This window comes from Streptomyces sp. NPDC102437, from assembly GCF_044765565.1.
Lineage (GTDB): Bacteria > Actinomycetota > Actinomycetes > Streptomycetales > Streptomycetaceae > Streptomyces.
Genome location: NZ_JBIWKI010000011.1, coordinates 23,558 through 42,566 on the forward strand (window position 1 = coordinate 23,558; position 19,009 = coordinate 42,566).

Annotated in this window: 15 protein-coding genes; 7 read left to right on the top strand and 8 right to left on the bottom strand. The window is 72.9% G+C overall.

What is annotated here, in order from left to right:
- The first annotated feature begins 90 nt into the window (after positions 1–90).
- Positions 91–1,179 (top strand): WD40/YVTN/BNR-like repeat-containing protein, encoded by a 1,089-nt coding sequence (locus tag ACIRJP_RS16020; RefSeq protein ID WP_404173530.1) that lies wholly within the window; start codon positions 91–93, stop codon positions 1,177–1,179.
- Positions 1,180–1,374: 195 nt separating this feature from the next.
- Positions 1,375–4,230, top strand: a complete 2,856-nt coding sequence (locus ACIRJP_RS16025; RefSeq protein ID WP_404173533.1) for a hypothetical protein — start codon at positions 1,375–1,377, stop codon at positions 4,228–4,230.
- An 84-nt stretch (positions 4,231–4,314) separates the two neighbouring features.
- On the opposite strand, the gene ACIRJP_RS16030 is transcribed toward ACIRJP_RS16025, so the two are convergent.
- Positions 4,315–4,992 (bottom strand): uracil-DNA glycosylase, encoded by a 678-nt coding sequence (locus tag ACIRJP_RS16030; protein WP_404173536.1) that lies wholly within the window; start codon positions 4,990–4,992, stop codon positions 4,315–4,317.
- 142 nt (positions 4,993–5,134) lie between these two features.
- Here ACIRJP_RS16030 and ACIRJP_RS16035 point away from each other — a divergent pair, with 142 nt between their 5' ends.
- A complete protein-coding gene (locus ACIRJP_RS16035; protein WP_404173539.1) occupies positions 5,135–6,211 on the top strand; it encodes an N-acetylglucosamine kinase in 1,077 nt (358 codons plus the stop codon).
- Between the two features lie 119 nt (positions 6,212–6,330).
- Positions 6,331–7,254 carry a sirohydrochlorin chelatase gene (locus ACIRJP_RS16040; protein WP_404173542.1) on the top strand — a complete coding sequence of 308 codons (924 nt, stop codon included), beginning with the start codon at positions 6,331–6,333 and terminating at the stop codon, positions 7,252–7,254.
- A gap of 98 nt (positions 7,255–7,352) precedes the next feature.
- Here ACIRJP_RS16040 and ACIRJP_RS16045 read toward each other — a convergent pair whose 3' ends face one another.
- The 7 genes from ACIRJP_RS16045 to ACIRJP_RS16075 all read right to left on the bottom strand — a co-directional run bounded on the left by ACIRJP_RS16045 (position 7,353) and on the right by ACIRJP_RS16075 (position 15,934).
- On the bottom strand, positions 7,353–8,438 hold the full coding sequence (locus tag ACIRJP_RS16045) for a lactonase family protein (RefSeq protein ID WP_404173545.1): 1,086 nt from the start codon (positions 8,436–8,438) through the stop codon (positions 7,353–7,355).
- Positions 8,439–8,588: 150 nt separating this feature from the next.
- Positions 8,589–10,094, bottom strand: a complete 1,506-nt coding sequence (locus ACIRJP_RS16050) for an FUSC family protein (protein ID WP_404173548.1) — start codon at positions 10,092–10,094, stop codon at positions 8,589–8,591.
- 238 nt (positions 10,095–10,332) lie between these two features.
- Complete coding sequence (locus tag ACIRJP_RS16055; protein ID WP_404173551.1) at positions 10,333–11,487, bottom strand: glycosyltransferase family 4 protein; 1,155 nt, start codon at positions 11,485–11,487, stop codon at positions 10,333–10,335.
- A 255-nt stretch (positions 11,488–11,742) separates the two neighbouring features.
- Positions 11,743–12,414 carry a response regulator transcription factor gene (locus ACIRJP_RS16060; protein ID WP_360929309.1) on the bottom strand — a complete coding sequence of 224 codons (672 nt, stop codon included), beginning with the start codon at positions 12,412–12,414 and terminating at the stop codon, positions 11,743–11,745.
- Positions 12,411–13,772: a sensor histidine kinase gene (locus ACIRJP_RS16065; protein ID WP_404174046.1), complete on the bottom strand. Its 1,362-nt coding sequence runs from the start codon at positions 13,770–13,772 to the stop codon at positions 12,411–12,413. The genes ACIRJP_RS16060 and ACIRJP_RS16065 overlap by 4 nt, the downstream gene beginning before the upstream one ends.
- Positions 13,773–13,797: 25 nt before the next feature.
- Positions 13,798–14,964: an acyltransferase family protein gene (locus ACIRJP_RS16070; protein WP_404173554.1), complete on the bottom strand. Its 1,167-nt coding sequence runs from the start codon at positions 14,962–14,964 to the stop codon at positions 13,798–13,800.
- Positions 14,957–15,934 (bottom strand): alpha/beta hydrolase, encoded by a 978-nt coding sequence (locus ACIRJP_RS16075; RefSeq protein WP_404173557.1) that lies wholly within the window; start codon positions 15,932–15,934, stop codon positions 14,957–14,959. Before ACIRJP_RS16075 ends, ACIRJP_RS16070 begins: the two co-directional genes overlap by 8 nt.
- Positions 15,935–16,159: 225 nt before the next feature.
- Between ACIRJP_RS16075 and ACIRJP_RS16080 the strand changes: the two genes are divergently transcribed.
- From ACIRJP_RS16080 to ACIRJP_RS16090, 3 genes are all read left to right on the top strand, one after another.
- Positions 16,160–16,645, top strand: a complete 486-nt coding sequence (locus ACIRJP_RS16080; RefSeq protein ID WP_404173560.1) for an Lrp/AsnC family transcriptional regulator — start codon at positions 16,160–16,162, stop codon at positions 16,643–16,645.
- 233 nt (positions 16,646–16,878) lie between these two features.
- Positions 16,879–18,120, top strand: a complete 1,242-nt coding sequence (locus tag ACIRJP_RS16085) for a protein kinase (RefSeq protein ID WP_404173563.1) — start codon at positions 16,879–16,881, stop codon at positions 18,118–18,120.
- Between the two features lie 129 nt (positions 18,121–18,249).
- On the top strand, positions 18,250–18,789 hold the full coding sequence (locus tag ACIRJP_RS16090) for a hypothetical protein (protein ID WP_404173566.1): 540 nt from the start codon (positions 18,250–18,252) through the stop codon (positions 18,787–18,789).
- The last annotated feature ends 220 nt before the right edge of the window (positions 18,790–19,009 follow it).

Below are 19,009 nucleotides of genomic sequence, written 5' to 3' on the forward strand. Positions count from 1 at the left end.
CGGGTGTCAGGGCTGCCCTGCGACCCTCTGTCAGTGGTCGGGTGCAGACTTGCCGATATCCGACACAACGACGTTTCGGGAGGTTCGGCCATGACCGACGTACTGCTCACCGTGGGCACCCGCAAGGGACTCTTCATCGGCCGCAGGCGCGGCGGCCCGTGGGAGTTCGACGGTCCGCATTTCAAGGCCCAGGCGGTCTATGCGATCGCCATCGACACCCGCAGGCGGGTCCCACGCCTCCTGGTCGGCGGTGACAGCGCGCACTGGGGTCCCTCGGTCTTCCATTCCGATGATCTGGGCAGGACCTGGGTCGAGCCACAGCAGCCGGCGGTGAAGTTCCCCCGGTTCACCGGGGCATCGCTGGAGCGGGTCTGGCAATTGCATCCCGCGGGCCCCGAGGCGCCCGATGTCGTGTACGCGGGGACCGAGCCCGCCGCGCTGTTCCGTTCGGAGGACGGCGGGATGTCGTTCGAGCTGATCCGCCCGCTGTGGCAGCACCCGACGCGTTCTCAGTGGGTGCCCGGCGGGGGCGGCGAGGGACTGCACACCATCCTGACGGACCCGAGGGACGCCAGGGCCGTGACCGTCGCGGTCTCCACGGCCGGGGTGTTCCGCACCAAGGACGGCGGTGCGAGCTGGGCTCCGTCGAACAAGGGGGTGTCCGCGGTCTTCCTGCCCGACCCGGACCCGGAGTTCGGTCAGTGCGTCCACAAGGTGGCGAGGGACGCGGTCGATCCCGACCGGCTCTATCTCCAGAACCACTGGGGAGTTTTCCGGAGCGACGACTCCGGGGACCACTGGACCGACATCGGGCAGACACTGCCCTCGGACTTCGGCTTCGCCGTGTCCGCACACCCGCACCGCGCGGACACGGCCTACATCTTCCCGATCAACGCCGACGCCGACCGGGTGCCCGCCGAACACCGCTGCCGGGTGTTCCGTACCACCGACGCGGGCAGCACCTGGGAGCCGCTGTCGACGGGCCTGCCCGAGGAGACGCACTACGGCACGGTGCTGCGCGACGCGCTCTGCACGGACGACGCCGACCCGGCCGGCGTCTATTTCGGCAATCGCAACGGCGAGTTGTACGCGAGCGCGGACGACGGGGACAGCTGGCAGCAGCTCGCCTCGCATCTGCCGGACGTCCTGTGCGTGCGGGCGGCGGTGATCGACGCCTGACCGACCACCGGCAGCGTGCCGCCGCTTGGGCGGTTACTCACGGCCATCGGTTCAACTCGACTCCTCGAAACAGCAGTTCCGCGTCATGGGACGCGGCCTGAGGCAACCCCTGGGCTTCGCTCTCCGTCCTCCGGGAGCGGGGGCCCCAGGGATCCCTGGGGAGTTCGCGAGCGCCGATGACCAGGAGGAACCACCTTGATCCGTGTCCCGCGCACGGCGACCGCCGCACTGGCGGTACTCACTCTGACCGTGGGATGGCCGGAGTTGGCGCGCGCGTCGCCACAACCGGCCCACACCCGGCTTTCCGCCGAATCCATATCCGTCATATCTGGCGGGTCCGCCACATCTGCTGTCCCCACTGTGTCGCGCGGAGGGCCGGACGGCCGGCTCCCCTCGGGCTGGCGGATCACCGGTACGGGAGCCGGGCAACGGCTCGTCTGGACCTCGCCCCACCCGGTGCCCATGGGCGATGCCCGGGTCGAGTTCTACTCCGGGGACGAGCTCCTGGGCCGGCCGGTCGCCGCGCAGGACCGGCGTACGTTCCGGCTGAAGCTCGAAGGTGCGCGCATCGGACCGGCGACCGGCCTCAAGGCACTGGCGGGCGGACGGCGTCTCGACAGCTCGGGAGCCCGACGGGCCCCGGACGCCCGGCGGACCACCGAAGCGGCGCGGCCGACGGCTCCGGCGCCCACTCCCGCTCCCGCGAACCCCGTCGATCCCGGCGTACCGGGCAAGTACCGGACCGTCAGCGGTGAGTACGCCCTGAAGTCGGTGCGGTTGCCGGGGTTCAGCGCCCCCGTGGAGATGCGAGCCGCGGTGGTGTCACCGGTCGGCGCGCCGGGGCGCCGACCGCTCGCTCTGTTCCTGCACGGCCGTCACTACACATGCTTCGGCACCAAGGACGACCAGGGCATCTCCTGGCCCTGCGAGGCGGGCACGCGGCCGGTACCGAGCCATCGGGGCTATCTGCGCGACCAGAAGCTCCTGGCCTCCCAGGGCTACGTCACGGTGTCCGTCTCGGCCAACGGGATAAACGGGCAGGACGACAGCGCCGACGACGGCGGCGCCCAGGCGCGCTCGTCCCTGGTGCGGCTGCACCTCGCCCGCTGGGCTGACTGGGCCGCCCACCGGTCCGCAGCGCCCGCGGCCGTGCGTGCCGCACCCCCGGCCGACATGTCCCGGGTGCTGCTCGTGGGCCACTCCCGGGGCGGCGAAGGCGTCAACCGGGCCGCGCTCGACAGCCTCTCCCGGCCGCCCTCGGACCAGGACGGCTACCGCGGCCCGGTGCGCTGGCGCATTCGCGGCACCGTCCTGATCGGCCCGACCGTCTTCGGGCAGAACCCGGTTCCCGATGTGCCGTCCATGACCATCCTGCCGGGCTGCGACGGCGACGTGTCCGACCTCCAGGGCCAGATCTACGTCGACGGCACCCGGGGCGTCAGCCGCGGTGCCGCACTGCACAGCGCGGTCTACATGGTCGGCGCCAACCACAACTTCTTCAACAGCGAGTGGACGCCGGGGCAGGCGCAAGCGCCCGCCGACGACGACTTCTGGGACGGCGACACACCGGACCCGGTGTGCACGCCGGGCAAGAAGGCCCGGCTCACCGCCACTTCGCAGCAGGCCGCCGGAGCCACGTACATCGCCGCCGCAGCCCGGCTGTTCGTCGCGGGCGACGACCGCGTACGCCCCCTGCTGGACGGTTCGGACCGGCGCGCGCCCTCCGCGGGTCAGGCGCGTGTGCTCACCCACGCGGTCGGCGGGAGTCGCACGCCCGCGTTCCTGCCGGACACCTCGACGGCCGTGACGGGCGGCCGGGTGTGCGCGCAGGTGGATCCCGATCCGGGCCGTGCCTGTCTGCCGCCCGAGGGGACCGCCGTATCCCCGCACTTCGCCATGTGGGAGACCGCCAGGGAGCCCGGCCGCTACGCGGTCGCGATGCGCTGGTCGAAGCCGGGCGGTGCGGTGCGGATCCGTCCCGCGCGTCCGGTCTCCGTGGCCGGCGCCGAGTCGCTGGCGCTCCGGGTGATCGTGCCGCCCGACACCACCGGCACCCGGCTGGACATCGCGCTCACCGACACCTCGGGCCGACGGGCGACGCTCGGCCGCGCGAGGATCGACGGGCTGCCGGGCAGTGACCGGACGGCCTCCTACTGGGGACGCGAGATCCGTGTGCCGCTCTCCGCCGCCGTGCGGAGCAAGGTGGACCTGAAGCATGTGAAGAGCCTGGAGCTGACCCCGGGAAGCGGTTCGGGGAAGGCCTGGCTGGTCGATGCCTGGGGCTGGCGCCCCGGCACACCCGCGGTCCGGGCGGCCTCACTGCCGCGCGTGGACATCGGCCATCTGAGGGTCGAGGAAGGCGACTTCGGGGTCCGCACCTACCACGTTCCGGTCACCGTCTCCGGACGCGGCAGCGGACAGGTCCGGCTGTTCCTCACCGAGCCCGGCAAGGACGAGCCCACCCACCGGACGGTGACGGTGCGTCCGGGCAGCCATGACATCGATGTGCCGGTCGAGGTGCGGGGCAACACCCGCTTCGGCTACGACATCACGCACAGCGTGTTCGTCAAGGCGGTCCGGGGTGCGGTCGTGGGTTCCCACCTCGGGGGTGTGACCGTACGGAACGACGATCCGATGCCCACGATCGAGGTGAAGCCGGTCGCGGACCAGGTCACCGAGGGGCAGAGCCTGCGCTGGAAGATCTCGCTCTCCGCGGTCGCCGATGTCGACGTCGACTCCGCCGGATTCGCGATCCAGCCGGTCGGCCGGGGTACGGAACTGTCCACCCCGGACGTCGACGGACCGTGGCTGCGGGACACGTTCGGCAAGTCGCCCGATCCGGCCCGGCCGCTGTCCGAGGTGGCGGAGCCGGCGTTCCTCCTGGCCGTGGTCCCCGCCGGGAAGCCGAGTGCCGAGGTGACCGTGCCCACGGTCCGCAACGCACTGGAGGAGCCCGAGGAATCACTGCGGATGCAGCTGATGACCTACGGCGATTCCTGGGAGCCGCAGGAAGGGCCGGTGTTCACCGGCACGGTGCGCGACGCGCCCTGAACCGTACCGACCGGCGCATGAACCGGAAGGCGGCGTGGTACCGGCTCCGCGAAGGAGCCGGTACCGCTCCGGGGCCGACAGGGCCTACGGCAGTTGCCAGTCGACGGCCTGGGCCCCCTGGCGCAGCAGGAGTTCATTGGTGCGGCTGAACGGGCGCGAGCCGAAGAAGCCGCGGTCCGCCGACATGGGCGAGGGGTGCGCGGACTCGATCGCCGGGTAGCCGTCGAGGAACGGCCGCAGGTTGCGGGCGTCGCGCCCCCACAGCACGGACACCAGAGGCTTGCCGCGTGCGGCCAGGGCCCGGATGGCCTGTTCGGTCACTTCCTCCCAGCCCTTGCCGCGGTGCGCGCCCGGTTTGCGGGGCGCCGTGGTGAGTGCCCTGTTCAGCAGCAGTACGCCCTGTCGCGTCCAGGGCGTCAGGTCGCCGTTCGACGGGCGCGGAAGTCCCAGGTCCGTGTGCATCTCCCGGAAGATGTTCTCCAGGCTGCCGGGCACCTGGGGAACTTCGGGGGCCACGGAGAAGCTCAGACCCACCGCCATCCCGGGTGTCGGGTAGGGGTCCTGACCGACGATCAGGACGCGTACCTCGTCGAAGGGCTGCTGGAACGCGCGCAGAACGTTCGCTCCGGCGGGCAGATAGGTGCGTCCCGCCGCCACCTCCGCACGCAGGAAATCGCCCATCGCGGCGATGCGTCCGGCCACAGGGGCGAGTGCCTCGGCCCAGCCGGGCTCGACTACTTCATTCAACGGTCGTGGTGCCACGGAACGTCACTCTACCGGCGTAAACGCTCCGCTCCCGGCCCGAAGCCGGTCCTGGCCTCCGAACTCGCACTCCCCGGCCCGTTCTCGCGGTACGGGGGATAGGCTGCCGCCGTCATTCGTCTTCCTCTCCTGGAGTCGGCCCATGAGCTCACCGCGGCGATCGCCGGAAAGCACCGGCACCGGTGTGAGTCCGGGCGAGGCGAAGTGCGCACCGGGTCCGTACGTGCTCGGCGTGGACTCGGGCGGTTCGGGACTGCGCGTGGCCCTGGGCGCCGTCGGCCTGTCCGCCCCCTTGGCGACGACGGCCTGCGCCGCTCCGGTGCGCACCGGAGCGGCCGGAATCGACGCCGCCCATCTGCTGGAACAACTGCTGCCCGCCGCCCGCCGGCTGCTGGAGCGGCGCGGCGGCGAGGACGCCGCCGGGATCGAGGCGGTGGCGATCGGTGCCGCCGGCATGGCGACGCTCGGCGGGCAGTTGCGCGCGGAGCTGCCCTCGGCGCTGGAGGGCGCGCTCGGGGTGCGGCGGCTGGCACTGGCCGCCGATGCCGTGACCGCGTACGCGGGGGCGGTCGGCCAGCGCCCGGGGGCGGTCGTAGCGGCCGGCACGGGCATGATCGCGCTGGGCACGGACCTGACGAGCTGGCGCCGGGCCGACGGCTGGGGGCATCTGCTGGGCGACAGCGGCGGCGGGGCTTGGATCGGCCGGGCCGGGCTCGACGCGGCCATGCGTGCTCATGACGGCCGGCGCGGCGGATCCGCCGCTCTGCTGTCCAGGCTGGAGGCGGTGTTCGGGCCGGCCCCGGAGCTTCCCGGGCTGCTCTATCCACGTACCGACCGGCCTGCCGTGCTGGCCTCCTTCGCGCCCGAGGTCGCCGCTTGCGCCAGGCACGATCCGGTCGCCGCGGGCATTCTGCGCGAGGCCGCGGCGCATGTCGCGGAGGCGGCCGCGGCGGTGTGCCCGGAGGCGGGGGCCGACGGCGAACCGTGCGAAGTGGCGCTGACGGGCGGCTTGTTCCGGATGGGCGATCCGCTGCTCGTACCGCTGCGCGAGGAGCTGACCCGACAGCTTCCGCAGGCACGGGCGGTCCCCGGTTCGGGTGATCCACTGACCGGCGCGCTGTCCATCGCCCAGGCGTTGGCGACCGGGAATCTGCGGCTGCCCCGCCACCCGACGCTCCTGTGGGTGCCTGGTGAGGGGCCGGGGCACAAGCCCGAATAGGTGGCGACAGAGCAGGACAGTCAACCAGTAAGCCGCCCATCGGATAAAAGGGGACAGATAACGCCTGTCCGGACCCTCCCCGAACAGAGCCGCACCCAAAACCAGTAGCATGCGGCGCCATGAGCACCCCCACTGGGCCCGCTTCCGGCCTGCCTGTACGAATGCCGCGACCTCGCCAGTCCGGACGGCACCGCCGCCCGGAGCCCGTGGTCGCACCCGAGGGCGCTGCGGCGCTCGTTCTCGCCGTCCCCGGTACCCCCTCCTCGGCCACGCGCAGCCTGGCCGAGGAGGTGATCAGCATCGCCCGTTCCGAGCTGCCCGGCCTCAACGCCCGGATCGGCTACCTCGACGGCGACGACGACGAGTACCCGACGCTCTCCGCCGTACTCACCCACTGCGCCGCCGAGCGTGTCGCGCGCTACGAGCAGGCGCAGGCCGCAGGCCGTGAGGTCGCCGCGCCCGAGGGGCCGTCCGCGGTCGTCGTACCGCTGCTCGCGGGGCCGGACAGCGCCCTGATCCGACGGATACGACAGGCCGTGATGGACAGCGGTACGCAGGTCGAGCTGACCGATGTGCTCGGCCCGCACCCGCTGCTCGCCGAGGCGCTGCACGTGCGGCTCTCCGAGGCCGGTCTGGCCCGTGCCGACCGTGCCAGGCTCTTCACGGTCGCCACCGCCGCAGACGGCATCGTGCTGGCCACCGTGGGTGGCGACGAGGCCGTGCAGGCCGCCGGGATCACCGGCATGCTGCTGGCCGCCCGGCTCGCGGTTCCGGTGATGGCGGCGGCGCTCGACGTCGAGGGTTCGGTCGCGTCGATCGCCGAGCAGCTCACGAGCTCCGGCTCGGCGCAGCTGGCGCTGGCCCCGTACCTGGTGGGCCCGGAGGTGGCCGAGGGGCTGCTGGACGCCGCCGCGAAGGAGGCGGACTGCGCGACGGCCGAGCCGCTCGGCGCGTACCCGGCGATCGGCAAGCTCGTGCTTTCGATGTACATGACGACGCTCGGCATCACGCCCGTCGCGCCGCAGGGTGCCCAGGCGCACTGACCCCGTGCCGGGTGCGCCCGGCAGCCGGTCGGTGCATGAACGCCGGACGGGCCCGGAGAACCGGGCCCGTCCGGCGTTCATGCTGTGCGCGGCGCGGGTCAGGCGAAGATCACGCAGGACGCGGCGGGGGCTGCCAGTGAGCCGGCGCGACGCGGGATGCCGGTCTCCGGGTCGATGTCGAACCAGCTGACGTCGCCGGACCGCTCGTTGGCCGCGTACAGCCGGCGGCCGGTGGGGTCGAGTGCGAGGTCGCGCGGCCAGTGCCCGCCGCAGTCCACGGTCGCGACCAGGGTCGGCTGCTCGCCGGTCGCGTCGAGCGCCAGGACCGAGATGCTGTCGTGGCCCCGGTTGGCGGTCCAGAGGAACCGTCCGTCGTGCGAGACGACCAACTCGGAGGGGTACGTCGCCGGTTCGCCGCCCTCCGCCGACGGCGCGGGCAGCACGGAGGTCTCCCCCACCGGCTCCAGGACGCCCGCGACCGCGTTCCACCGGCATGCGGTGACGGTCGGTTCGAGTTCGTTCAGGACGTAGGCGTGACCGCCGGCGGGGTGGAAGGCCAGGTGGCGCGGTCCGGTGCCCGGCCGCAGGGCCGTCTCGCCGTGCAGCCGCAGCGACCCGGTCGTCATGTCGAGCGCGCAGATCCGTATGGAGTCGGTCCCGAGGTCCACGCCGAGCACCCAGTTGCCCGAGGGGTCGGGCAGCACCTGGTGGGCGTGCGGGCCGCGCTGCCGGTCGGCGTCGGGGCCACTGCCCTCGTGCTGGAAGACGGCAGTGGCCGGGCTGAGGGATCCGTCCGGCGTCACGGGCAGGACGCTCACGCTGCCGGAGCCGTAGTTGGCGGTGAGCAGATGACCGCCCGCGAGCGCGAGATGGGTCGGTGCGTCGCCGTCCACCGGGCGGAGCGCACCGATCGGCTTCGGTACATCTCCGGTGATGTCCAGAGCGGCTGCCGCACCGGGCTCGGTCTCGCTGACCGCGTAGAGGGCGCCGCCGCCCGGCCCCGGCCCATGGCCCAGGGCGAGGTAGGAGGGGTCGGGGACCGCATCCGTGGCGCCGAGGACGGTCAGCGCCCCGGTCTCCCGGTCCACGGCGGCGACGGTGATTCCCCGTCCGCCCGCCGAGGTGAACGACCCGATGAACGCCCGCACCGCGCCGTCGCCGCTGCCCGCCGCACTGTCAGTCACCGCACTGCCCCTCTCAGCCGACCGACCACGGCGGCCCGTGCCGTCGTGATCCTCCCGGGCGACGGTAGCAGTCAGCCATCAGGTCCAGACCAGCGCCTCGGCTGCCCGGGCCGCCCGGAGGGACGCGTCCGAAGCCGTTCCGCACACCGGTCACACGCCGATCAGCGGCGCGCGCGGGTCGCTGTGCAGTGGTGCGGCGAGTTCGGCCAGTGCCCGCTCCAGGCCGTGCAGATGGACGAGCGCGGGCCCGGCCGCGGCCGCGTGCGGCGGGACGCCCGGTACGCCGGCCCGGTGCTGCGGATCCGGGGCGGTCAGGGCCTCCACGGATGCCTCGACCCGCCAGCAGGCGGCGGCGAGGCGGGCGTCGTGGGATGCCTCCGGGTCCGCCGCGACGGAGGCCAGTCCGCGCACCTCACGTGCGCAGGCGTCCAGCAGGGCGAGCACCTGACGTGCGCGGGCCTTGCGGGCGCGCAGCGGGCTGAGCGGGTGGACCAGCGGGGCCAGGGACATCCGTACCCGGCCGAGCAGCGCCTCCAGCTCGGCGATCCGGGGCGCGGGATCGGCGGTCGGGGATCCCGAGAGCCGTGCGGCGGCCTCCGCGGTGCAGGCGTGCACACAGCGCAGGGCCCGCTGGATCCAGGCGTCGGTGGTGGCGTGCGTGGTGACCGGCAGCACCATCAGCACCGCGAGCATCGCGCCGAGCGCGCCCGCGCCGGTCTCCGTCAGGCGCAGCACGAGCAGGGCGGGGTCCAGCACGCCCAGGAGTCCGTAGAGCGCACCGGCCATCACCGTCACCGAGAGCACCATCCAGGTGTAGGAGACCGCGGCGGTGTAGAAGATCCCGAAGACACCGGCCGCGACGACGAGCGCGGTGGGCCCGGGCGCTCCGTGCAGCGGGACGACGACCGCCAGGCCGATGGGTACGCCGACCAGTGTGCCCAGGATCCTGCGGAAGCCACGCACGAGCGTCTCGCCCCGCGAGGCAGTGTTCACGAAGACCCACCAGGTGGCGCCCACCGCCCAGTACCAGCGCTGCTCGGAGAGGACGAGCCCCGCCATCAGCGCGAAGGCCGCGCCCGCGGTCGCCTGGACCGCCTGGCGGGTGGTCGCCCGGCCCAGTCCGGTGCCGGTCACCGGGGCGGGCACGAAGGGGACCGGCTGCCGCCGCTCGTAGCACCAGAACACGAAGCGGACGGCCGACGAGACGAGCAGGGAGAGGGCGACCGCGGAGTACAGCTCGGGCAGCTGTCCGGGCAGGGTGTGGAGGAACTGCGTGGTGAAGAAGGCCATGAATGCGAACACTCCGAGCGAGTGGCCGCGCGGCCCCCATCGCCGGGCGTACACACCCGTGCCGATGACCGCGAGGAACGCCACGTCGCGGGCCACCGGGTGGTCGTGCAGTCCCGCGGCGAGGGCGAGCACGGGGAAGCCTGCGACCGGCAGCAGGGCGGTGGTGATCGCCTGCGCCCGCACCGTGGTGTCCAGCACCGTGAACAGGGCCAGCAGCGCGGCGAGGCCGCCGGTGACGGCCGCGACCAGGGAGTGACCGGCCAGACCGCACACCGCGACGGCGAGCCCGATGCCGAGGACGGCCCGGACGCTGCTGCGCAGCCGCTGCCGGCCCGGGTCCGGGGCGACGAACATCCTCTTCAGCACCAAACGCTCCTGCTTCCGTGCACCGGCCCTGCACACCGGCATGAAAAAGGCGCCGCGGAGATCCGCAGCGCCATCGACGGGTACATCACAACATCCCTGCGGCCCATGGCTCAACCCGAGCGGGTTCCACTGAGCCATTGGCACATCAATCGCCAGGGGCGGTACACCATCAGTAAGCCAACGGACCGGCGGCGTGCCGAACCCCGGCCGATTGACCGCACCGCCCCCGCGCGGCTCTCTACTCCTCGCCCGGCAGGGGCGCCGTCATCTCCTCGACGGGCGTGAGGAGGTCCGTCAGGTGGCGGGCCGATGCGTCCCACGACCAGGACTCCCTGACCCATTCACGACCCGCCGCGCCCATCGTCTCCCGGTCCGGGTCCAGGAGTATCCCGGTCAGCGCCTCGGCGACGGCCGCGGGGTCGGTGCCGTCCACGACCCGGCCGGTCCTGCCGTCGAGAACGGTGTCCGGAGCGCCGCCCGAATCGCCGACGACCACCGGCAGACCGCTCGCCGCCGCCTCCAGGAACACGATGCCGAGCCCCTCCGCCTCCAGACCGGCCCGCCGGGTACGGCACGGCATCGCGAAGACGTCCGCCGCGGCGTAGTACGGCGGGGTGTCGGTGTGCGCGACGCCGCCCGCGAAGTGGACCGCTCCCCCGCCGTACCGCGCCGCCAGTTTGCGCAGCCGGGCCTCGTCGGGCCCCCGGCCGACCACCACCAGCTCGGCGTCGGGCACCTTGCTCCGGATCAGCGGCAGGGCCCGGATGAGCGTGTCCTGACCCTTGCGGGGAACGAGCCTGGCCACACAGAGGATGACGCGCCTGCCGTGCAGGGCGAGTTCGGTACGCGGGTCGGGTCCGGCACCGGCGCGGGGCCGGTACACCCCGGCGTCGACCCCGGGAACCAGCCGGCTCATGCGGGCCCGAGGGCCGAGCGCGGGCTCGATCCGGGCGCGGGTGTACTGGCCCAGATACGTGACCACGTCGACGCCGTCGCCTATCCGGCGCATCAGAGCGCGCGCACCCGGTGTCCTCGCCCACCAGATCTCGTGGCCGTGGGTGGTCGCCACCATGCGCCGTACGCCGCCGCGCCGCAGGGCCGGCGCCATCAGGGCCAGCGGGGCGGCGGCGCCGAACCAGACCCGGTCGCAGCCGTGGGCCCTTGCGATCTCGACGGCCCTGCGGCTGACCCGGCCGGTCGGCAGCAGGGTGCGGCTGGAATCCCGCACGACGGGGAACGGGAGGCTCGCGTCATAGGCGGTGTCCCCGGGCTCGTGCGAGGTGTAGACGACCACGTCGTCGTCCGGCACCCGGGTGGCCATCGCGTGCACGAAGGTCTCGATGCCGCCCTGCCGCGGCGGGAAGTCGTTGGTGATGACGAGGGTGGTACCCATGGACTTTTCGGTTCCTCCGGTCGGATACGGAATCGGTCGGACCGTGCGCGGAAACGGCTCGATGCCGTGGTTCGCGGGGCGTGACGACTCGCCGGGCAGCCCTCGGCCGCTCGGTGGTCCCGGGTCGTAAGCCCCTGTCTCGTGGCGTTCCCGCCGTTCTCCGGGCATGCCGGAGCGAGCGACGGGCACGGACGCCGCGCCGGGTGCGTTGCGTTGTGTTGTGCAGGTGGTAAGCGGGTCGTGTTGTGGAAGCGGCTAGTAGCCGGACGGGCGTACCAGGCCCGTTTCGTAGGCGTGGACCGCCGCCTGGGTGCGGTCGCGCAGACCCAGCTTGGAAAGGATCCGGCCCACATGGGATTTCACGGTCTGTTCGGCGACCACGAGGCGTGCGGCGATCTCGGTGTTGGAAAGGCCCTGTGCGATCAGGGCCAGGACCTCGGTCTCACGCTCCGTCAGTTCGCCGGTGCGATCCCTGAGCGGGGCTCGTGGACCGGCGCTCACCCGGGCGAACTCGGCGATCAGCCGCTTGGTGATGTTCGGGGCGAGCAGGGCCTCGCCCTCCGCCACCACCCTTACCGCATGGGCCAGTTCGTCGGCCGACGCGTCCTTCAGGAGGAACCCGGACGCGCCCGCGCGCAGCGCCTCGTAGACGTACTCGTCGAGATCGAAGGTGGTCAGGACGAGGACCTTGACGGTGGCGCCGTCGGCCCCGGTGATGATGCGGGTCGCCTCGATGCCGCCGAGCCGGGGCATGCGGATATCCATCAGGACGACGTCCGGGGCCAGTTCGGCCACCTTCTCCACGGCGTCCGCTCCGTCCACCGCCTGGCCGACGACCTCGATGCCGGGTTCGGCGTTCAACAGCACCGTGAAACCCTGCCGGACCATCATCTGGTCGTCGGCGATCAGTACGCGGATGGCCGTCATCGGGTGTCCTCGGCAGGGTCGGTGGGATCTACGGGGTCTGCGGGGTCTGCGGGATCGGTGCGGTCGATGGGCCCTGCGACGGGCCGGGCGGGCAGTATCGCAGTGACCTCGTAGCCGCCGTCGGGGGTGGAGCCGGTGGCGAGTTCTCCGCCCAGCATCGCGGCGCGCTCGCGCATGCCGAGCAGGCCGTGGCCCGCGCCCGTGGTCGGCGGGGCGGGGCGGACCGGCGCGGTGTTGGTGATGCGCACCGTGACCCCGGAGCTCCGGTGGCGGATCTCCACCCGCACCCGGGCCCCCGGTGCGTGCCGCATCGCGTTGCTGAGCGCCTCCTGCACGATGCGGAACGCCGACAGCTCGACACCCGGCGACAGCGGACGCGGCTCCCCGGTGGTCTCGGCGGCGATCTCGACCCCGGCTTTGCGCGCGTTGCCGATCAGTTCGTCCAGCCGTTCCAGCGTGGGCTGGGGGGCGTGCCGCGCGGCCTGCGGCAGGGGGTCCTCGGAGCGCAGTACGCCGAGGACCCGGCGCAGTTCGGTGAGCGCGTCGACCGCGTTCCTGCGGATGCCCTCTACGTTCTCCCGCAGCTCGTCGGACGGGTTCTCGACCAGGTGCGGGACGACCTGTGCCTGGATGGAGATGACCGACATGTGGTGGGCGACCACGTCGTGCAGCTCGCGTGCGATGCGATTGCGCTCCTCCAGCAGGGTCCGTCTGGCGCGCTCCTCGGCGGTGAGCTCCTCCTGTTCGACCAGCCGGGTACGGGCCACCGCGAGGCTGCGCAGCGCGATGCCCAGCACCACTGTGATGACGAGGACGCCGATGGCGATGCGGATGTCGTTGGCGTTGCGCCAAGGGGTCCTCGCTCCGCAGAGCAGCCCCGCCAGCACGGTGATCGTCAGGGTCTCGGCGGCGATCCGGGGGCGCAGCCGCAGCGCGAGCAGGAACAGCACCCCTGCCTGCATCGCGATCCCGGCCCCGCTCCAGGGGAACGCTCCGTCCCACGGTATCCGCGTCCCGAAGCCGACGTTCGCGGCGAACGGGGTGACCAGCACCATGGCGAGCATCGATGCCCACCATGCCTGGAGCGGACGGTACAGGGCGACGACGATCGCCGCAGACTGGACCCCGGCGAGCAGGACACCGAGCTGAACGCCCATCCCGAAGTCGAAGGCGTACTGGTTGCTGCCCGCGATGAGCACCCCCACCGCGATCATCACCAGCGGCACCATGATCACCGGCCGCCACTCCAGCCAACGCGGTTTCCCCGGCTGCCCGTTCGGGTCGACCGCCGTGGTCGCAAGGTCCTCGCGCAGGGTACGGGGCAGTGCCCGCAACACCCGCGCCGAACGCTTCACCATGTCCCCCTGGTTCACAGTTCGCACCTTAGACACGTCGTGCCGCCATCGATCCGGCGGGGCGCCCTTCGCGGACGACCAGGTTCTTCGTCCGCGTCGGCCGCGGCCGTTCGTATCCGCGGAACGCCAGCCAGCAGATCAGCAGCGCCGCGGCGAACGCCGGCAGCCAGGCCAGCCGGGCGATTACCCAGCCCGGTCCGTCGGGCAGGGTGTGCAGACCCGGCATCGTTCCGCCCGCCCACAGGCCGGTCGCGGTGACCGCGATCATCGCCGTCTGGTGCCACAGAAACACCGTCATCGCCGAGAGGTTCACCGTCGCCACCACCGCCCAGAGCACGGGGCGTCGCAGCGCCCGGCGCAGCGGGCCGAGCAGCAGCAGCGCCGCCCCGCACTGCGCGAGGCCGAAGGTGACCACGGCGAGGGTCGGCGGGGCGAGGTTGGAGACGGCCACGCCGGGGACCCCGACCATGGCCGCGGGGTATCCGGCCCACAGGACCAGAGCCGCGGTCGCCGCGGCTCCGCCGAGCAGCAGCGTCCAGCCGGTGCGGCGACCGCACAGTTCGCCGCGGGCCCAGGCCGCGCCCAGGCAGTACGGCACGAGCCAGCCGGCCGCCACGTTGACCGAGGCGAATCCGCCGGGCGCGTCCAGGCCGAAGCGGTAGAGGTCGACGACCAGTACGACGGCGAACGGCCACAGCGGATGGAGCCTCGCCACCAGCGGGGTCATCGCCGTCAGCGCCGCGAAGACCGCGATGAACCAGAGCGGGGACCACACCAGCTTGCACAGTGCGCGCACGGTGTCCTGGTCCACCCCGGCGAAGAGCATCGCGCACGCCGCCACGGACCATACGACCGGCACCACGGCCATCGGACGCAGCAGCCGGCTCAGCCGCGCACGGAGCCACCGGCCGTAGCTCTCGCCCCGGGCGCGGGCGGCGGCATGGCTTCTCGCACCGACCAGTCCGCCGACCAGGAAGAAGACCGCGAGGGTCTGGAACAGCCAGGAGACCGGGGTGAGTCCGGGCAGGTACCGCAGCGGGCTCGCTCCGTGCACGGTGCCGCTGTCGACGACCAGTGCGGTCACCAGCCAGTGGCCGAGGACCACGCCGAGGATGGCGATGGCGCGCAGGGCGTCGACCGCCCGGTCGCGGTCGGCGGGGGTGGCGGACTCGATCCGCCGTGCGAAGTCACGCATGGCGCTCTCCCGTGGGGTCTGCGGATCCGGCCGCTCCGGCCACGATCCGGGCGATGTTCCTCAGCGGTACGGAGCCGGCCTTCAGGTAGTCGCTGTGGCCGCTGGAGCCCGCCTCGAAGGTCTCGGCACCGAACCCGGGCGCGACCGGGTCCGTACCGAATCCGATGTCCCCGAAGGGCAGTCGGAGCTCGGTGTGCGGCACGTCGGCGATCCAGTCGCCGCTGCTGCGGCCGGCCCAGACGATGGCCGTGGTGTGCAGGGTGGCGGCGTTAGGGAAGCCGGTACCCGGACTGCCGTACAGGACGATGCCGGCGACCCGCAGTCGGTGCGCGGCCCGCGCGCAGACGACGGAAGCGTAGGAGTGACAGAGCAGGGTGGTCCGGGCCGCGGGCTTCAGATGCGTCAACTCCTGAATGAATCGCACCAGTTCGGGTGCGGCCTCGATGGCACGTTCCGAGGTGAGCGAGGCCGGGCTCACCGTCGCCGGCGTCCGGTACCCGAGCCAGGCGACCACTGCCGAGCGCCCGCCCAGCTCCTCGCGCAGGGCACGCGCACCGTTGCGCAGCCGCCAGTAGTGGTCGATGCCGATGCCCGCGCCGGGGACCAGCACGGCGATGCGTTCCGCGTGGGACAGATCGCCGAACACCTCGACGGAGCGGCCGCCGTCCCGGCCGTCGAAGGCGAGGAAGCGGCGGGCGGGATCGGCCATCTCGTGCAGCGCGGCGGCCCGTTTACGGTCGCCGTGGCGGGCCGCCGCCCGCTCGGCCGCCCCGATGTCGGCCCGCGTCGCGCCGTACCGCCCGGCGAGGGCCTCGGGTGCGGCGCTGGTCAGTGGGGCGAGGACGGCCGGGGCGGGTGCCGGTACGGCCGTCGGGCCCGCCGCGCCCGAGAGCGGCAGGGCCACCGAGGCGGCCACCAGTGCGGCGAGCAGGCCGCGGCGCAGGCGGGACCTGCTCGGATGGGACGGCATGGCGGTTGTTCCTCCCGTACCTGGCGACTGTGTGCTCGGGTACAGAAGCTATGAACAGGGGCCCGTAGTCGGCGTCCCACCGGGGTGTGAACCTCTTGCGTAGCTCTCAGGGACTACGGGTATGACGGGCGGCCGGCTGCGGACCGGGGCGCTCCGGCAAGGCCCGGCTGTGCCATTGGTACAGTCGCAGCCCTGATCGTCATACCAGGTGGAGGCCGGCGGACCATGGCGGTGGATGCTCTCGACACCCGTATCCTTCGGCTGCTCATCGAGCAGCCCCGTACCAGCGTCCGTGAGTACGCGCGCATCCTCTCCATCGCCCGGGGCACTCTCCAGGCCCGTCTCGACCGGCTGGAGCGGGACGGCGTGATCACCGGCACCGGACCGGTCCTCTCCCCCGCCGCCCTTGGCCACCCGGTGCTGGCCTTCGTCCATCTCGAAGTCACCCAGGGGCACCTCGACGAGGTCGGCGAGGCACTCGCCGCGGTGCCGGAGATCGTCGAGGCGTTCTCGACGACGGGCGGCGGGGATCTGCTGGCGCGGGTGGTGGCCCGGGACAACGGACACCTGGAGGACGTGATCCAGCGGCTGATCCAGTTGCCAGGGGTGGTCAGGACACGTACCGAGGTGGCGTTGCGGGAACGGGTGCCGCACCGGCTGCTGCCGCTGGTCGAATCGGTCGGCCGTACGGCGGGCGGCGGCCGGAACTGATCACCGGGGCGCGGGGCGGACACCGGTTTCGGTGCTGGAGCCGCGGACGGGGCCGCTCCGCTGGAACGCCGGGTCCGGCGGCCCGATATCCTGATCTTGCCGCGCGCCCCCCACCTCGTCCCGACCCCGTCGGGTCGTCGCCGTGGCAGCAGAAGCGGCCCACAATTCGAGATTGGTGCACAGTGCTGGTAGCTGGTCGGTACCGGTTGGTTTCCCCCATCGGCCGTGGCGGCATGGGGGAGGTGTGGCGTGCCTCGGACGAAGTCCTCGGCAGAGCCGTCGCCGTGAAGTTGCTCCTCGGCGACCACGCCGACGAGTCGGCCACCGCCCGGTTCCGGCTGGAGGCGCAGACCGCGGCCCGGCTGAGCCACCCTCATCTGGTGGCGGTGTTCGACTTCGGAGCCTGGGAGGACCGCTTCTACCTCGTGATGGAGCTCGTCGAGGGCAGGAGCCTGGGCGATCTCCTCAATGCCGAGGAGCGGCTCGGTGCCGAACAGGTCGCCCGGATCGCCGGGCAGGCCGCCGCGGGGCTCGCCGCCGCCCACCGCCAGGGCATCGTGCACCGCGACATCAAGCCCGGGAACCTCATGCTGGACGCCGAAGGGTCCGTCAAGATCGGCGACTTCGGCATCGCCCAGTTCGTCGACGACCCGTCCGCCGCGCTGACCACCACGGGACAGATCGTCGGCACCAGCCTCTATCTCGCCCCGGAGCGCGCCCTGGGCCGTACGGCCGGTGCGGCATCCGACATGTACTCCCTCGGCTGCGTGATCTACCAACTCCTGCTGGGAGATCCGCCGTTCCGCTCGGACACGGCGACCGCCACGCTCTATCAGCATGTCGATACCGCGCCCGTACCGCTCAGACAGCGGGGTGTCGAGCTGTCCCCGGCCTTCGACTCCTATCTGCTGGGGCTGCTCGCGAAGCAGCCGGAGGACCGGCCCAGCGCCCAGCAGGTCGCCGAGTGGTTCCAGAGCGATGCCTGGCGGGGACAGCCGGAGCCGCTGCCGATGTACGCGCCGGCCCCTCCCCCCGCGCCGCGCGGTGTCCCGCACATCCCCGCCGCCTCGCCGGCCGGGACCGGCCGGCCGCACATGCCGGCGGCTCCCGCGTTCGGCTCCACCCCGACAGCCGGCTCCGCCCAGCAGGGCGACGGTTCGGCGACGTACCGGCTGCCGCAGTCCGGTGGCCGCAGACGGCGCCCGGCGGACCGGACCGCGCCCGTCCGTCGGAGCACGGGCACCCGGGAGGCGATCAGGCGCCGGCCCAGGGTGGCCAGTGCCATCGCCGGCACGGTCGCCTTCATCGCGGCCGTGTATGTGGGGATGGTGCTGTTCTCCCCGGATTCCGGCACGGCCGACACCCCTGACACCGGCTCGACCGCGACCACCGGGCCCGATTCGTCCGCACCCTCGTCCGCACCGCAGGATCCGGCCGGGGACGACGAGGGCGACGAGGGCGACGAGCAGGACTGACTCCGTCGCCGGGTGTCCGCCGGCGCTCCGCGGCCGCCGCGTCAAGCAACCGTCAGGGCCCCGCGCCCCGACATCAGCGGTGCGTCAACGCGAGTCCGCCGGGCCGGCCGGCCCCGTAGCGTCGCTGCCATGCGACGCCACATCGGCCTGCGGCGGCCGTCTCCTCCCGGCATGACCGCCCACGACCACGGCTGGGCCGCGGACCTGCGCTTCGCGGTCCACTGCGCCGTCGCGCTCCTCGGTCTGCTCCTGGCCGTCGACGCGGCGGCCCGCGATCTCACCTGGCCGCGCGCCCTGTTGTGGACGGGCCTCTCCGGGCTGCTGTGGGCGGTCCTGGTGCCCCCGCGGGTCCGCGCGGGTGCCGGGTGGCTCTCTTCCAGGCGCCTGTTCCACGAGCGGACCGTACGCACCGACCGGCTGGTTTCGGCGCGTTGGTCGGACGGCGTCGCCCAGCGCCTGGTGCTCCGGGACGCCGACGGCTGCCGGGTGGAGGTCGACCCGGAGGTGTTCCTCGCGAACCCGGCGCTGTGGCACCGGCTGGACGAGGACGTCCGCGGCTGCGTGGAGCGCGGGACGCTGCGGTGCGGGGTCACTGCACTGCGGCAGTTGGCCGACCGTATCGACCGCAGGCACGCGCGAGCGGTGTTCACGGTCTCCGGTCTGGACTGACCGCTGCGCGCCGGACCGGAGCAACCGCCCTGCGTGCCGGAACCGTTGTGCGATCCCACCAGCGCGGCTTGACCAAACTTGCCAAGTCTCCCCGCACCCTTCGCAGTTCGTTGACGAGTGCATGACGACGTGTGAGTGTTCGGTCGCTCGATCACGGACACCACGGACGCGGGCGCCCGGCGACGGCCCGGGCAGGTACGTCGACGTACGCGGCTGCCCG

Bases quoted from the DNA above. Each gene is read 5' to 3' on its own strand.
- ACIRJP_RS16020 (WP_404173530.1), top strand. From the start codon at position 91: ATGACCGACGTACTGCTCACCGTGGGCACCCGCAAGGGACTCTTCATC.
- ACIRJP_RS16035 (WP_404173539.1), top strand. From the start codon at position 5,135: ATGAGCTCACCGCGGCGATCGCCGGAAAGCACCGGCACCGGTGTGAGT.
- ACIRJP_RS16040 (WP_404173542.1), top strand. From the start codon at position 6,331: ATGAGCACCCCCACTGGGCCCGCTTCCGGCCTGCCTGTACGAATGCCG.
- ACIRJP_RS16055 (WP_404173551.1), bottom strand. From the start codon at position 11,487: ATGGGTACCACCCTCGTCATCACCAACGACTTCCCGCCGCGGCAGGGC.
- ACIRJP_RS16060 (WP_360929309.1), bottom strand. From the start codon at position 12,414: ATGACGGCCATCCGCGTACTGATCGCCGACGACCAGATGATGGTCCGG.
- ACIRJP_RS16065 (WP_404174046.1), bottom strand. From the start codon at position 13,772: ATGGTGAAGCGTTCGGCGCGGGTGTTGCGGGCACTGCCCCGTACCCTG.
- ACIRJP_RS16070 (WP_404173554.1), bottom strand. From the start codon at position 14,964: ATGCGTGACTTCGCACGGCGGATCGAGTCCGCCACCCCCGCCGACCGC.
- ACIRJP_RS16075 (WP_404173557.1), bottom strand. From the start codon at position 15,934: ATGCCGTCCCATCCGAGCAGGTCCCGCCTGCGCCGCGGCCTGCTCGCC.
- ACIRJP_RS16080 (WP_404173560.1), top strand. From the start codon at position 16,160: ATGGCGGTGGATGCTCTCGACACCCGTATCCTTCGGCTGCTCATCGAG.
- ACIRJP_RS16085 (WP_404173563.1), top strand. From the start codon at position 16,879: ATGGGGGAGGTGTGGCGTGCCTCGGACGAAGTCCTCGGCAGAGCCGTC.
- ACIRJP_RS16090 (WP_404173566.1), top strand. From the start codon at position 18,250: ATGCGACGCCACATCGGCCTGCGGCGGCCGTCTCCTCCCGGCATGACC.